Genomic DNA, 14,816 nt, shown 5'->3' on the forward strand with positions numbered 1-14,816 from the left:
TCGGGTTCGATGGGCTCTTTTTATTTGGATAAAATTCAACTACTTTTAAATATTAGGTTTTACTAGTGAACTAATATTTCAGAAAACACGAATCATATTTATGGCTATTCAAAAAAAATCGCAACAAGCGTTATTGGCAAAATTGGGTATTTCTCAACTAAATGAGATGCAAGAAGAAGTAGTGCTAGCCATTCCTTCAACCCCCAATACCGTATTGCTATCGCCTACGGGTACAGGTAAAACTGTTGCTTTTTTACTTCCTACTATTGCAGCGCTAGATACTAATTGCAGCGAAGTACAACTTTTAATCTTAGTGCCTTCAAGAGAACTTGCTATACAAATCGAGCAAGTAATTCGTGAAATGGGTTCTGGGTACAAAGCCAATGCCATTTATGGAGGAAGGCCCATGTCTAAAGATAAAGTAGATCTTGCGCATACGCCCTCAATCATTATAGGAACGCCGGGACGTGTTGCAGATCATTTGCGTCGTGAGAGTTTTGCTACCCAAGACATTAAAACACTGGTGCTTGATGAATTTGACAAGTCCTTAGAGGTAGGTTTTGAAAAAGAGATGCGTGAGATTATAGAACACCTTCCAAACTTAGCGCAACGTATTCTAACCTCGGCTACGCAAGATATTGAAATCCCTTCTTTTGTCGGATTGCAAAATGAAGTCGTGATTGACTATTTAAATAGCAACACCAATGCCTTGGCGATTAAAATTGTACAGGCAGCAGAAAAAAACAAATTACAAGCCTTGGTAGATGTTCTGTATCATATCGGAAATGAGCCAGGCATTATCTTCTGCAACTTTAAGGACACCATTAATTACGTTAGCGATTTTTTAACCGAACAACATATTCCACATGGGCACTTTCATGGAGGCATGGAACAAAAAGATAGAGAACGTGCTTTAATTAAATTTAGAAATGGCACACATCAAATTATTGTGGCAACAGATTTGGCGGCACGTGGACTAGACATACCAGAACTCAACTTCATTATTCATTACCAACTCCCTTTAAAAGCAGAAGAGTTTACACATAGAAATGGTAGAACTGCCAGAATGCATGCAACTGGAACTGCCTATGTATTGCAATGGGTAGATGAGTACTTACCCGAATTTATTCCAGTGGGTGCTTCAGATAAAGGTTCAAAGCATCAGCGTGCTGAAATTTTAAAACTCGAAGACAAAGAAACTGCCATTTACTCGCAATGGGCTACCTTATTTATTTCTGGTGGAAGAAGAGATAAAATTTCTAAAGGTGATATTGCAGGACTCTTTTTTAAGCAAGGAAATCTAGAAAGAAACGAACTAGGAGTCATCGAATTAAAACAAGACTGTGCTTTTGTAGCGGTGCCAAAAGATAAGGTTGATCGTATTATAGCCAAAACAAACAATACACGCCTAAAAAAGAAAAAAGTACGCATATCAATCTTAGAATAATATGAAAAATATCAATAGCACTTATGCCTTTACTTTTATAGCACTTTTGTTTTCAAGCCTATTGTTCGCGCAAAACGAAAGTCCAACAGACCAGTTTTGGAATAGCTTACAATCTCATTGTGGCAAGGCATATGAAGGTGCTTTAGAACTCCCTGAAGAAGATGAAGACTTTGGTGGAAAACGATTGGTGATGCATGTTAGAACCTGTAGTGAAAGTCAAATTAAGATTCCTTTTTTCGTAGGTAAAGATCGCTCGAGAACTTGGATTTTAACCAGAAAAGACGGCCGTATTTCATTGCAACACGATCATAGACATGAAGATGGATCAGAAGATGACATAAACTTTTATGGAGGTATTACCACCAATGCTGGAAAAGCAGATCTCCAAGTATTTTCTGCAGATGCACATACGCAAGAAATCTTGCCAGCGGCAGCACCTAATGTCTGGTGGATTAGCATTGATGAAACTTCTTTTACCTATAACCTAAGAAGACTAGGAACAGATCGCGTTTTTAAAGTTGTCATGGATCTAAGCAAACCCATTGCTATTCCAGAAGCGCCATGGGGCTGGAAAGAGGACTAAGATACTATTGCTAATGACTTCGGAAATTTCCTAACCCTAGTACTGTTTTCTTTTAGATTCAAAGTGTCAAAAAAATGTAAAAGAAGTGTCAAGTACACTAAAATTTAAGAAAATAATAAGTTCTTTACAAGTGCTATGAGATTAAGAAAAAGTATACTATTTGTAATTCCTGTGATAACACTTATCATCACTGGGGCATTTGTGAATCCAAAAGTCACACCTCAGGATTTTTCAGAAACTACAAAAATTGCATTGCGTGAAGTTGGCCATCAATTATTACTCACACAACAAGATAGTATCTCTTTAATTTTGCCAGTAGTTGAAGAAGATCAGCATAGATATACACTCTCATTTGAAAGTGAACTTACTTTTAATCCGAATCATTTAGTAACCATTACCGAAAAGGCGCTAAAAAAAGCATCTTTACCAGATGTTTATAGGGTGTTAGTGCATCAATGTGACGATGGAGAAGTTGCCTATAGTTATGAAATGACTACCGAAGAAGCAACCACGCTTATACCTTGCGGGGGTAGATTACTTCCAAAAAAATGCTATACCATTACAGTGTTTTTTATAGAGAAAGCTCGAAGTAGTACTACCAAGGTGTTCTACATAATATTTGGAGCTATTAGTATGCTATTGGTAGGGTTCTGGTTGTATTTCAAAAAAGATAAAACTACCAAAGTTGTTGGAAAAGAAGAAGATTTAAATTTTACGTCTATTGGAAGTTTTAAGTTCTATCCAGACGAACATACCCTCATAAAAGAAGCAGAGGCTATTCCTTTGTCTAAAAAAGAATGTGAATTACTGACTTTATTTATTGCACAACCCAATCAAGTCATCACAAGGGAGGAACTCACCAAAAAGATATGGGAAGACAATGGTGTTATTGTAGGGAGAAGCTTAGATACCTATATTTCAAAATTGAGAAAGAAATTAAAGGCAGATGAACGCATTAAAATTTCAAACGTTCATGGAGTAGGGTATAAATTAGAAATATTAGATATAAATCAAGCGTAGTTAATCCCTTGAAATGGAATTCTAGCATTCCAAAGTATGGGCTTTTTTATGAAGCATTGGTTATTTCTAAATTAAGACGCTACTTTTAAATCGTATTCAGAAATATATTCCTACAAATAGTTATGTAACTGTCGATGAATCCCTTCAAAAAGGGATAATATTCTAAAAATACTAAGAAACCTTACTAATTACACCACATACGTTTTGTTGTCTTAAAATCAAGTGTAAATACTTGATTTTAAGGCAATTATTTATGATACCTTTAAACTTGTACACTAACGAGTCGATGCGTTGAGCTTTTGAAATTTCAAAGTAAAGAGTTCATTAGGTCTATTCACTAATACTAGAAACAATATGGGAGCTAATAAAGGAAGTCACGGGAAAATAAAATGGTTTTCGGTTACTCAAATTACAATTTTGAATAGAGTCACTAACAAACGAAGATGGGAAAACGCGAACTATAAAGAAAAGTTAGGGAAAATACCTAGCCATGGCGAGGAGCCAGCAGATAAAACCCAGGCAGATGCTCAGAGAGTTGCAGAGGAATATGTTATTTTACGAAATGATGAAGAAATAATTGATATTGTATGGAGCCATTTTTCAAAAAAATAAGCTACCAGATTTTTTAATGAGGAGCCCGTCTTAATCGATGGGCTTTTTTAATTTCTAATAACCAAAGCTTATCCATTAAAAAGAGGTAATTTCGCGCAAAATTAAGCATTAGGCTATGAGGCGTATTAATGAGTACAAGAAATTATTTGGTGTAGAAAAAGAAATAGATCTTAAACTACTTAAAAAAAGCTATCGAAATTTAGTAAAAGAATGGCATCCAGATAAATTTCAAGACGGCGATGCTTTACAGCAAGAAGCAGAAGTGCAAAGCCGAAGAATTATCGATGGGTATCATTTTCTAGTAAGCATGGCTCCAGAAACCAAAGAAAAAAACTTACCAGAATATACAGAAACTATTAAAAATTCGACCATCGCAGATTACCAACACAAAGGCTTGTTGTTAGAAGTAACATTCACAGACGGTACTACCTACGAGTATTTTGGTGTAACCAAGCCTATCTACCAAAAAATGATCAATGCTGGAAATTTAAACCGTTTTGCAAAACGAAATATCTATCCGAAGCATCTATATCGCAAATCAAAACGAATTCTCCAAGAGGCATAATAGTACTGCAATTCATAAAAAAATATAACGAGTAAAATATATGGCAACATTTGCAGATTTAGGTATAAGCACTTCAATTAATAAGAGCTTAACTGCGTTGGAGATTATACAACCAACAACCATTCAAGAGCAGGTTATTCCCGTACTACTACATCAAAAAGAAGATGTCGTTGCCTTGGCAAAAACAGGAACGGGTAAAACGGCAGCTTTCGGATTGCCTATCCTACAACATATGGATACCGCTATTAATGATATTCAAGCTGTTATTTTAGCGCCCACACGTGAACTCGGACAACAAATTTTCAAGAACCTAAGTGAGTTTGCTGCAAATACACCTGCCATTTCAATAGCATCTGTATGCGGCGGAATCCCTATTAAACCTCAAATAGAACGTTTAAAAGAGCCTACTCATATAGTTGTAGCTACGCCAGGGCGATTAATCGATTTACTAGAACGTAAAGCAATTCAAATTTCAAATACGGCATACCTAGTACTCGATGAAGCAGATGAAATGGTAACGGCTTTAAAAGATGGATTAGATACCATTGTAAGGGGACTACCCAAAAAGAGAAGAACCTTCCTTTTTACAGCCACCATGCCAGGAACGGTAAAACAATTGGTGCAAAACTATATGGCTAAACATGTAGTCCATATAGAAGTAGATATGGCTACAACAGGACATCAAGGCATAGATCACCAATATGTTGTGGTGGAACCTATAGAAAAGTTAAACGTCCTCATGCATTTCTTAAACACCAAGGAAGGACAGCGTGGTATCATATTTTGTAAAACTAAAGCGGCCGTTAATAAATTAGCAAAGAACCTAGCCATAAACAAATTCTCTTCGGGTGCCTTGCATGGTAGTTTAACGCAAAGTATTCGGGATCGTGTGATGGGACAATTTCGAGAAGGACACCTCAATATTTTAGTGGCTACAGATTTGGCAGCACGAGGGATTGATATTAAAGATTTAGCCTATGTGGTACAATACCATTTGCCAGACACCTATGATGCCTATGTACATCGAAGTGGCCGTACCGCAAGAGCAGGAGCAAAGGGACTTTCTTTAAGTATCATTCAAGAAGATGAAGTAGCAGATATTCCAGATTTAGAACTAGAATTAGCCATTACTTTTTCTGAAATGTTAAAGGCCGATGCTGCTTCAATTGAAGAAAACAACACGATCTTATGGGCGCGTAAAATATTTAAAACAAAACCGAGTAAGGAAATTTCCGAAGCATGTAAAACCAATGTTAAAACCATCTTTCATCATCTCACAAAAGATGAATTAATTGAAAAAATCATGGCGGATCATTGGAATCAAAACGGTGTTTTAACTCCAAAACCACCAATAATAAAGAAAAAAAGAAAATAAATTTAAAAAAATAGTATGGTATTTTTAAAAGAATGTTATATTATCCTAAAATTATAAAATTAGTTAATGGCAAAATCACAACAAACTTTTAATAAATCAGAAAAAGAGAAAAAGCGCTTAAAGAAGCGTGAAGATAAGCGTAAAAAAATGGAAGCTCGCAAACTTGAAAAAGAAGAGAATGGGAGCAAAGGCATTGAGTTTGCGTATGTAGATTACAATGGTAATTTGGTAGATACTCCGCCAGATCCTTCACAGAAAGTTGAAGTAGATGTAGAAGACATTGTACTTGGAATCCCTAAAAAAGAAGACTCTGACGAAGATAAATTTGATCCTGTTCGTATTGGAACGGTCAACTTCTTTGATACGTCAAAGGGTTTTGGGTTTATTATTGATAATGAAAACCAAGAAAAATACTTTTGTCACGTGAGTGGTCTTATCGATGAAATTACAGAAGGTAACAAAGTATCTTTTGAACTAGAAAAAGGACAACGCGGCATGAACGCCGTTAAAGTTACCCTAGTGAAATAATAGTTTTTATACAATTATATAAAAGCGTATTAATGGTGAATATTTGATTCATTGTTAATGCGCTTTTTCTTAGCACTACTAGTTCCTTTTATTCTGTATATTTGGTTAAAACTAACAACCATGAAGTACTATATTTTCCTAACAATTTTATTTTTATCCTTTAGTTGCTGTAAAAAAAATACAGAGAAAGCAATAGCAACAAAGGCTCCAGTAGTTTTTGATGGCATACAACCGGCAATAACTCCCGGAAACAATTTTTTTCATCATGTAAACAAAACCTGGGAAGACAATGCAGTTATTGCAGACGATCAAGTAGGAGTAGGAGCCTATCGTTTTTTAAACATTCCACAGCAAAAATTACTGCAAGGCATTTTAGAAGAAGTATCAAAAAATGATGCACATCCAAAAGGTAGTGTCGAGCAAATGGTGGGAGATTTCTATGCTTCTGGAATGGATACGCTACAATTAGAAAAAAGAGGAAGTGCCCCCATCACCTCCATACTTCAAGAAATTGATGCATTAGAAGATGTTCCGCAAATGATGCAGTTTGTGGCGAAGCAACTCATGGCTGGCGATTATTCTTTGCTAGTTCCAGGTATTAGCCCAGATCAGCAAAATAGTAGCATAAATATCGCTCATTTTTATCAAGCTGGCTTAGGCTTACCAGATCGAGATTATTATTTTAATGAGGCAGCACAAGTAAAAGAAATTCAAGATGCCTACAAGACCTACCTCACCTCTTTATTTACCTTAACTAGCATACCAAATGCTTCAGAAGCAGCAGGGATTGTATATGACATAGAAAAACAATTGGCTGAGGCTCACAAAACGCGAGTGCAGCGCAGGGTTATTAAAGAAAACTACCATAAATATAAAATTCCAGACCTAGAAAAAGAACAGCCAGCAATTGGGTGGACTCGTTTACTGGAAACATTGCAAATGGATGTGACAGAAGTAGATGTAAGTCAGCCAGCATATTATAACAAATTAAATACTCTGCTCACAACAATCCCTTTAGACCAGTGGAAATTATACCTAAAAGCAAATAGTATCGGGTCTCATGACGGACTTTTAAGCAAAGATTTTAGAGATGCTAGTTTTGCTTATGAAAAAGTACTCACGGGGCAAACCACCCAACAATCTAGAGCACAGCAAATGGTGCGCCGTGTAGATGGTCAAATTGGTTTTGCGCTAGGACAATTATACGTGAAAAGACATTTTAATGAAGAGGCAAAAAAGCGTGCTTTGGATTTGGTAAATAATTTTCAAAAAGCATTAGAAAAAAGAATCGAACAGTTAGATTGGATGAGCGATAGCACCAAACTAAAGGCAAAAGATAAGTTATACGCTATCAACAAAAAAATTGGCTACCCCGATGTTTGGCGTACCTACGATGTGGCCATCGACAGAACCATGTTTTTTGAAAATGTAGTAGCCCTGCGTAAAAATGACTATCAATATCGCCTAAACCAACTTAACAAGCCACCTAATAGAGATGCCTGGGGAACCACGCCCTCTACGGTGACGGCTTATTACAATCCTTCCCTAAATGAAATTGTATTCCCAGCAGGAATTTTACAAGCTCCGTATTTCGATTTATATGCAGACGACGCTGTAAATTATGGCGGTATTGGTATGGTGATTGGCCATGAGTTCACCCATGCCTTTGATGACCAAGGGGCTCAGTACGATAAAAATGGGAATGTCACCAATTGGTGGACCGATGAAGATTACACGAAGTTTAAAGCAAAGACGCAGCAAATTATAGATCAGTATAGCGCGTTTACGGTATTAGATAGTGTGCATCTCAATGGGGCCTTAACCGTAGGGGAGAATACAGCAGACAATGGCGGTATTGCTATTGCGTTCGATGCATTTCATATGACAGCACAATCAAAGGATACCACAAAAATTGGAGGCTACACGCCACAGCAACGTTTCTTTTTGTCTATTGCTAGAATTTGGCGCGTAAAAATGCGCGATGAATTTCTTAGAAATTATGTTGCAACAGATCCACATTCGCCACCTATTTGGCGTGTTAACGGACCCCTCATGAACTTTTCTCCATTCTATGAAGCGTTTGATCTTCAAGAAGGAGAAGCTAATTATAGAACACAAGAAGAGCGTATCAAAATTTGGTAGTCTTTTTTCTTCGGAAACTTTAAAACACAAACCCATTGCTCTTATAAGAAGTAATGGGTTTGTGTTTTTCTATACAACTGCAAGTCTTGGGTGCATTTAAAGCTGTAAGATAACTTCAAAACCAATGGCATCAGAGATGGCGCTATCACGTAAATCGCTATTATAGGTAATGCCCCAACGAGCTCTGTCAATTTTAAATTTGGTTTTCATTTCCTTTTTCTCATAGTCTACCGTTGCCTGAATCTTAATACGATTGATAATGCCTTTAATGGTGAGGTCTGCATATAGTTGCATGCTAGTAGTATCGTGATACTCCACAGAAGTTATTTCTAGACTAGCCGTTGGATGATTGGCAACATCAAAGAAGTCTGGATCTTTTAAATGATTTACAAGGCCTTCTTTGCCTTCTTCATTTTCTATATCTAAGCAGATAATAGATTTCATATCGATTACAAAAGATCCTCCTGTAATCACCTCGTTTTCTTTTTTAAAATATCCTTCTTTAAAATTGATGGTGCCATTATGTCCTCCAAAATAAAAGGTATACTCGCCAAACCATTGTATTTCACTTTGGTTTACATTAATGGGTAATACTTCTTGAGCGTTGAGCAGTTGGATACTAAAACTAACCATTATACACATCATAACTAATTTCTTCATGTTTCTTTTTTTAAAATTAATACTGCCGTAAAACTAGAAGAGAGTAGTTGGTTGAAGTGTCAATTAAGTGCAAAAAGAATGTGAAAAAATAGATAATCCATATCGTATAGTCCAAAAGCTCCCTTTACATATATAAAGAGAGCTTATATTTATTATATAAAATTATTGTTACTCCTCAATATAAGGAGCACCAGCCGCTTTTAGTTTGGTGTGTACAGCGTCCAATCGTCCTTGGATTCCTTGTAAAAGACTTAGTGAGCTTGACACTTGCTTTTCAACAATCGCCAATTGCTCTTTATGTGCTGTGGTAGGGCCGTAGGTAGAACGTTCGATACCTCTATAGATAGCAAACATTCTATCTCCCACAGTTGGCGGACCTTTTTCACCTACTTCGGCTTTTGCTTGGTTTCCGTAGTATGAAGAGCGCAAAGCCTCCATATCTGTTTTAATTTTTGCTAAGTCTGCATCTATGGTGCCTGGTACACTGGCACTTCTAGTGATGGCTACTGCCATGGCTTTTGTCCTTTTGCTTGCTTTCTCCATTTTTAAATCAAAGGCAGAAGCATCACGCATTGTATTTTCAAAAGAACGCCAAAAGGCTGAAGCTACCTCAGGACTCGCTGCTGGTATAGCAGATTCATACAAAGGCTTCACCGTAAATGAAACTGGCTGTGATAGTGAAGAAACTGTTCCATTATTAGACATAAACATCTCAACGCTATAGGTCCCTGGAGGCGCTAAAAAGCCCTTAGAAGTATAGTTGTTTCCTGAACGTTGCTCTAAAGAAATAGGGTTCATGTTTGGGTAGGTTAAATCCCAAGAAATTCTATTGATACCTGCTTTGGCTGGGCTTTGTAGTCTTCTTACAATGGTACCGTCACTATTAGAAATGACAAACATAAGCTGTGCCTCTGTTTCTAGTTTCTCTTCTTCTAGCGCAGTCCAACCCGGAAAAGGAATGTCGCTATTTGCCATGTTCTTTTCTGCTTCTTTTCTGGTTTTGTTTTTTGAAACAGGTGCCTCTTTTAAATAATAGGTAAACGTGGCTCCAAAATCGGGATTGGGAGCTACAAAATGAGAGTCTCCCTGACTTCCTTTACCGCTATCAAAACTTAAATGGGGGCGTTGTACATACCACCATGCATCTCTCACAGGAAATAAGGCAGCGGGTTGTGCAAGCATCGAGGGTGAAACCTCACGCAACGCTGTATAATCATCCAGAATATAAAATCCTCTACCAAAAGATGCGGCTATCAAGTCATTTTCTCTTCGTTGGATGGCCAAATCTCTAAATGAAATAGTAGGCACACCTCCTTTAAGTTGGGTCCATTGTTGTCCGCCATTGACAGTAAAATAGACACCAAACTCAGTTCCTGCAAAAAGAAGATTCTTATTCACATGATCTTGTACCACACGCCACACAATAGTGCGCTCTGGGATTCCATTAGAAATTACGGTCCAAGATTTTCCTGCATTGGTGCTCTTTACTAAGTAAGGATTAAAATCGCCATATTTATGATTGTCCAACGCCACATAGACCGTATTGGCATCAAATAAATCGGCTTTAATATCATTCACAAAAGCAGTAGCAGGAACTCCTGGAAGTTTGCTTACGTTAATAGTCGTCCAAGAAGCACCTCCGTTTTGGGTAACATTAATGCGTCCATCGTCTGTACCTGCATAGAGCAAGCCTTTTTGTACAGGAGATTCTGCCAACGATGTGATGGTATTGTAATTAGACATGGCGTACACGTCCCATGGTGCATCCCAAGATTGCTTTTTCCCCATAATAGGAAGTGCTAAGCGTTCTTCGTTCTTGGTAAGATCTCCGGAAATGGTCGTCCAATCGTCCCCGCGGTTATCCGATTTCCAAACACGCTGCGAAGCAAAGTAAATGGTTGTAGGATTGTGCGGACTCACCAAAATAGGGGCGTCCCAGTTAAAACGTTCATAATTTTCATTTTCTGAAGGTTGCGGCTGGATATCGATAACTTCACCAGTGTTCATATCAATACGCGATAAGGTTCCTTCTTGACGCTCTCCGTATACAATATTCGGGTTGCCAGGTTCTGTGGCAGGTTGATGTCCATCCCAATTGAGAATGACTTTCCAATCACTGTTCTGGATTCCGTGTACATTATCAGTGCGAGATGGTCCTCCTTGTGTGCTGTTATCTTGGGTTCCACCATAAATATTATAAAAAGGAGCGGTATCATCTACTGCCACTTTATAATACTGCGTAAGTGGAAGGTTCTCCACATATTTCCAAGATTTTGTTAAATCAAAAGATTCATACAGACCGCCATCAGAGCCAACAATTAAATAATTAGGGTCGTCCTTTTTAAAGGCTATGGCATGGTTATCACCGTGTTTGTTTTTTTCATTCATACGATAAAAGGTTTTCCCTCCATCTTCAGAAATTTGAAGGTTATTATCCATGAGGTACAAACGATCTTTTTGATGTGGCGATGCATAGAGCTCCTGATAATAATGAGGCCCCGTTCCTCCTGTAATCGCATTAGATTGTTTGGTCCAAGAACCACCACCGTCATCAGAGCGATATAAGCCACCAGTGCGTCTATCTAATTCGATAGCAGCATAGAGTACATTCGGGTCGAAGGGAGACATGGCCAAACCTGTTTTTCCCATCCACGATTTAGGGAGCCCATTGGTGAGCTTTTTCCAGGTATCACCACCATCAGTACTTTTGTAAAGTGCCGTTCCAGGTCCTCCGCCCATATAAGCAGCAACGGTTCTGTGACGTTGCCATGTAGCAGCATACATAATGTCTGGATTTTCAGGATTGAATACTAATTCGGTAACACCTGTCCATTCGGCATCGCCTAAAGTCTTATTCCATGTTTCACCGCCGTCAATCGATTTGTACAAACCACGATCACCCCCTTTACTCCAAAGCGGACCTTGGGCAGTTACCCAAACAACATTGCTGTTTTCTGGATGTATGACGACTCTTGAGATGTGCTCAGAGTTTTTGAGTCCCATGTTTTTCCATGTGGCTCCGCCGTCTTCACTTTTGTATACGCCATCACCATAGCCTACGTGGCGTCCACCAATATCTTCTCCGGTGCCTACCCAAATGGTTTCTGTGTTGTTAGGGTCTATGGTAACAGTGCCTATAGAATAAGAGCTTTCATTATCGAAAATGGGAGTCCAAGTAGTTCCTGCATTCACTGTTTTCCAGACACCTCCAGAGCCAACGGCTATATACCAAATGTTTTCGTTTTCGGGATGGATTTCAATATCGGCAATACGACCGCTCATAAAAGCAGGGCCAATACTTCTAAAGTGTAAACCTCCAAAAGGATCTTGTTCTTTAGCGGGGTTAGATTGTGCTAATATTTCCGAAGGAATACTGCATAGCAAAAGAAATGTAAACAGGAGGGATGTAATGGTTTTCATGAGATGTTGGTATAAAGGTTAGTTAATTGAATTTCAAAAAATGTGAGACCTAAAGTTACAGATAAATTTGATTCCTAAAGGGTTAATTAGTAACAACATATATTCGTGGCATCATAGTTGACTACTCATTAGTAATTATTAAAATTAAATACACTATTATGAGTAAAGGAACAGTTAAATTTTTCAACGAAACGAAAGGTTTTGGATTTATTACAGAAGAAGGCGTTGAAAAAGACCACTTTGTGCACATTTCAGGATTGATCGACGAGATTCGCGAAGGCGACACAGTTGAATTCGAGTTGAGAGAAGGTAACAAAGGATTAAATGCAGTAAACGTAAAAGTTATCTAGTATATATCACTTTCTTAAAAAGCCCCTCTTCCCGATAGTTATCGGGATTGGTGGGCTTTTTGTTTTTAGTATTTTCTTTCTCGTTTCTGAAATATTAGTTGTCGGATGTATTTTTTAAGTAACTTTATACTTTACTAACAAACTTCACATTTCATGAAACATTTTCTACGTATTTCATTCATATTATTACTTCTTATTTGTCAACCCTTTTATGCCCAAGAACAAGCGCAAGAGGGGGAAGACATTTTTGAAAAGCTTGCAGAAATAGCAGTCGTTGACCAAAAGGTCATGATGCCCATGCGAGACGGTGTTCGTTTGGCAACTGATATCTACAGACCAAAAGGCAATGAGAAAGTACCCATCATTTTTTCGCGTACGCCCTACAATTTTAATTCTTGGGGTGATGGAAAACAAAGAACACGAACTGCAGAGCGTGCTTATGAAGTTGTAAAACGGGGCTATGCCTATGTAGTACAAAATGAACGAGGTCGTTATTATTCAGAAGGAACTTGGGACATACTTGGTGTTCCCTTAACAGATGGCTACGATGCTTTTTCATGGATGAAAGATCAAGCCTGGTCTAACGGTAAGATTGGAACCTATGGTTGTTCTTCTACTGCAGAGTGGCAAATGGCAGTTGCTGCTTTAGATCACCCGTCACATGCCGCAATGGTTCCGCAAGGATTTGGTGCTGGTGTTGGTAAGATTGGAGATATTGTAGAACAAGGAAATTGGTACCGTGGCGGTGTAGAACAATTATTATTCTTTTCTTGGTTGTATGGTGTAGAACATGACAAATTTAAACCCAGAATTCCAGCAGGTGCTACGCAAGAAGATTTAATAAGAATTTCTCGTTTTTATGACCTTGCTCCAGAGAATCCGCCGTTGGATATGAAAGAAACGTTACAACATCTTCCCATTCAAGATATCTTAAAAAATGCAAATGGGAAGCATGAAATTTTTGATAAAATGGTGCGCCGTAAACCAAACGACCCAGCATGGTATGAAGGTGGCTTGTATCACGATACTATGGAAATAGGGGTGCCTAGCTTTTGGTTTGCCTCCTGGTATGATGTATCAATTACACCCAATCTCGCCATGTTTAATCACATAAGACAGAACACCAAAGATGCACAAATAAGAGACAATCAATACCTCGTTATTGCACCTACGCTACATTGTCGTTATACCCGTGCTACCGAGAATACCATGGTAGGTCAGCGAAATATAGGGGATGCCCGTTTGAATTATGACGAACAAATTTATAAATGGTGGGATTTGTGGTTAAAAGAGGAACAAAATGATTTTAAAGAAAAAACACCAAGAGTACAATACTATACCATGGGGAGCAACAAATGGCAAGCAGCAAGTCAGTGGCCTCCAGCCGATGCAAAAATGACTACGTACTATCTAAACAGCAAAGGAAATGCAAACAGCCTTGTGGGCTCAGGAAGCTTAAGTACAAAAAAAGCACAGAAGGATAATCCAGATGGTTTCTTTTATGACCCTATGAATCCTGTGACTTCTTTGGGTGGAAATGTTTGTTGTACAGGAAATGCCGTTGAAGGCGGTGCTTTTGATCAGAAAGAGATGGAAGAGCGCGCAGATATTTTGGTCTACACTACTGATGTTTTAGAAGAAGGGGTAGAGGTAAGCGGTTTTATTGAAACACTATTATATGTATCCTCTAATGCAAAAGACACCGATTTCACGATTAAATTAATCGATGTGTACCCAGACGGAACCGCATACAACCTAGATGAAACGATACAACGTGTGCGTTATAGAGAGGGTTATGACAAAGAAGTCTTTATGGAAGAAGGTGAAGTGTATGAATTAGCCTTAACTCCTATGTCGACCAGTAATTATTTTGAAAAAGGACATCGTATTAGAATTGAAATCTCCAGTAGTAATTTTCCGCGTTTTGCGAGAAATCTAAATACAGGAGGAAATAATTACGATGAATCTGAAGGGGTAGTGGCCCATAACAAAGTACATCATTCAAAAAAATATCCTTCGCAAATACGATTGCCAATTCGAAAGTAACTTGTAAATATTGTATCCTTCAATTTTAGTGATGTGTTTTTTTGGCTACTTTAGTGGAGCATGCATAA

The 14,816-nt window shown here is 38.0% G+C and carries 12 protein-coding genes; 10 read left to right on the top strand and 2 right to left on the bottom strand.

Annotation, left to right across the window (positions count from 1 at the left end):
- Positions 1–100: 100 nt before the first annotated feature.
- The 8 genes from ACY2RS_RS03335 (at position 101) to ACY2RS_RS03370 (ending at position 8,272) form a co-directional block, all read left to right on the top strand.
- Positions 101–1,447, top strand: a complete 1,347-nt coding sequence (locus tag ACY2RS_RS03335; protein WP_490097192.1) for a DEAD/DEAH box helicase — start codon at positions 101–103, stop codon at positions 1,445–1,447.
- Position 1,448: 1 nt separating this feature from the next.
- A complete protein-coding gene (locus tag ACY2RS_RS03340; protein ID WP_490097193.1) occupies positions 1,449–2,030 on the top strand; it encodes a hypothetical protein in 582 nt (193 codons plus the stop codon).
- Positions 2,031–2,165: 135 nt separating this feature from the next.
- Positions 2,166–3,050 (top strand): winged helix-turn-helix domain-containing protein, encoded by an 885-nt coding sequence (locus tag ACY2RS_RS03345; protein ID WP_490097194.1) that lies wholly within the window; start codon positions 2,166–2,168, stop codon positions 3,048–3,050.
- A gap of 354 nt (positions 3,051–3,404) precedes the next feature.
- Complete coding sequence (locus ACY2RS_RS03350) at positions 3,405–3,662, top strand: hypothetical protein (protein ID WP_490097195.1); 258 nt, start codon at positions 3,405–3,407, stop codon at positions 3,660–3,662.
- 115 nt (positions 3,663–3,777) lie between these two features.
- Positions 3,778–4,227: a KTSC domain-containing protein gene (locus tag ACY2RS_RS03355; protein ID WP_490097196.1), complete on the top strand. Its 450-nt coding sequence runs from the start codon at positions 3,778–3,780 to the stop codon at positions 4,225–4,227.
- A 40-nt stretch (positions 4,228–4,267) separates the two neighbouring features.
- Positions 4,268–5,602 carry a DEAD/DEAH box helicase gene (locus ACY2RS_RS03360; RefSeq protein WP_490097197.1) on the top strand — a complete coding sequence of 445 codons (1,335 nt, stop codon included), beginning with the start codon at positions 4,268–4,270 and terminating at the stop codon, positions 5,600–5,602.
- 66 nt (positions 5,603–5,668) lie between these two features.
- A complete protein-coding gene (locus ACY2RS_RS03365) occupies positions 5,669–6,130 on the top strand; it encodes a cold-shock protein (RefSeq protein WP_490097198.1) in 462 nt (153 codons plus the stop codon).
- A 120-nt stretch (positions 6,131–6,250) separates the two neighbouring features.
- Positions 6,251–8,272 carry a M13 family metallopeptidase gene (locus ACY2RS_RS03370; protein WP_490097199.1) on the top strand — a complete coding sequence of 674 codons (2,022 nt, stop codon included), beginning with the start codon at positions 6,251–6,253 and terminating at the stop codon, positions 8,270–8,272.
- Between the two features lie 96 nt (positions 8,273–8,368).
- Here ACY2RS_RS03370 and ACY2RS_RS03375 read toward each other — a convergent pair whose 3' ends face one another.
- Positions 8,369–8,932 carry a YceI family protein gene (locus ACY2RS_RS03375; RefSeq protein WP_490097200.1) on the bottom strand — a complete coding sequence of 188 codons (564 nt, stop codon included), beginning with the start codon at positions 8,930–8,932 and terminating at the stop codon, positions 8,369–8,371.
- A 168-nt stretch (positions 8,933–9,100) separates the two neighbouring features.
- The gene (locus ACY2RS_RS03380) at positions 9,101–12,352 is read right to left on the bottom strand and encodes a VPS10 domain-containing protein (protein ID WP_490097201.1); all 3,252 of its coding nucleotides are present in this window, start codon (positions 12,350–12,352) and stop codon (positions 9,101–9,103) included.
- 158 nt (positions 12,353–12,510) lie between these two features.
- Here ACY2RS_RS03380 and ACY2RS_RS03385 point away from each other — a divergent pair, with 158 nt between their 5' ends.
- Entirely contained in the window at positions 12,511–12,702 is a 192-nt protein-coding gene (locus ACY2RS_RS03385; RefSeq protein WP_490097202.1) for a cold-shock protein, read from the top strand.
- Positions 12,703–12,855: 153 nt separating this feature from the next.
- Entirely contained in the window at positions 12,856–14,748 is a 1,893-nt protein-coding gene (locus ACY2RS_RS03390) for a CocE/NonD family hydrolase (protein ID WP_490097203.1), read from the top strand.
- The last annotated feature ends 68 nt before the right edge of the window (positions 14,749–14,816 follow it).

It is taken from the genome of Patiriisocius sp. 208BN25-11, assembly GCF_058147145.1.

What these genes read in the sequence shown, in the direction of transcription:
- ACY2RS_RS03335 (WP_490097192.1), top strand. Translation starts at nt 101, where the DNA reads ATGGCTATTCAAAAAAAATCGCAACAAGCGTTATTGGCAAAATTGGGT.
- ACY2RS_RS03340 (WP_490097193.1), top strand. Translation starts at nt 1,449, where the DNA reads ATGAAAAATATCAATAGCACTTATGCCTTTACTTTTATAGCACTTTTG.
- ACY2RS_RS03345 (WP_490097194.1), top strand. Translation starts at nt 2,166, where the DNA reads ATGAGATTAAGAAAAAGTATACTATTTGTAATTCCTGTGATAACACTT.
- ACY2RS_RS03350 (WP_490097195.1), top strand. Translation starts at nt 3,405, where the DNA reads ATGGGAGCTAATAAAGGAAGTCACGGGAAAATAAAATGGTTTTCGGTT.
- ACY2RS_RS03355 (WP_490097196.1), top strand. Translation starts at nt 3,778, where the DNA reads ATGAGGCGTATTAATGAGTACAAGAAATTATTTGGTGTAGAAAAAGAA.
- ACY2RS_RS03360 (WP_490097197.1), top strand. Translation starts at nt 4,268, where the DNA reads ATGGCAACATTTGCAGATTTAGGTATAAGCACTTCAATTAATAAGAGC.
- ACY2RS_RS03365 (WP_490097198.1), top strand. Translation starts at nt 5,669, where the DNA reads ATGGCAAAATCACAACAAACTTTTAATAAATCAGAAAAAGAGAAAAAG.
- ACY2RS_RS03370 (WP_490097199.1), top strand. Translation starts at nt 6,251, where the DNA reads ATGAAGTACTATATTTTCCTAACAATTTTATTTTTATCCTTTAGTTGC.
- ACY2RS_RS03375 (WP_490097200.1), bottom strand. Translation starts at nt 8,932, where the DNA reads ATGAAGAAATTAGTTATGATGTGTATAATGGTTAGTTTTAGTATCCAA.
- ACY2RS_RS03380 (WP_490097201.1), bottom strand. Translation starts at nt 12,352, where the DNA reads ATGAAAACCATTACATCCCTCCTGTTTACATTTCTTTTGCTATGCAGT.
- ACY2RS_RS03385 (WP_490097202.1), top strand. Translation starts at nt 12,511, where the DNA reads ATGAGTAAAGGAACAGTTAAATTTTTCAACGAAACGAAAGGTTTTGGA.
- ACY2RS_RS03390 (WP_490097203.1), top strand. Translation starts at nt 12,856, where the DNA reads ATGAAACATTTTCTACGTATTTCATTCATATTATTACTTCTTATTTGT.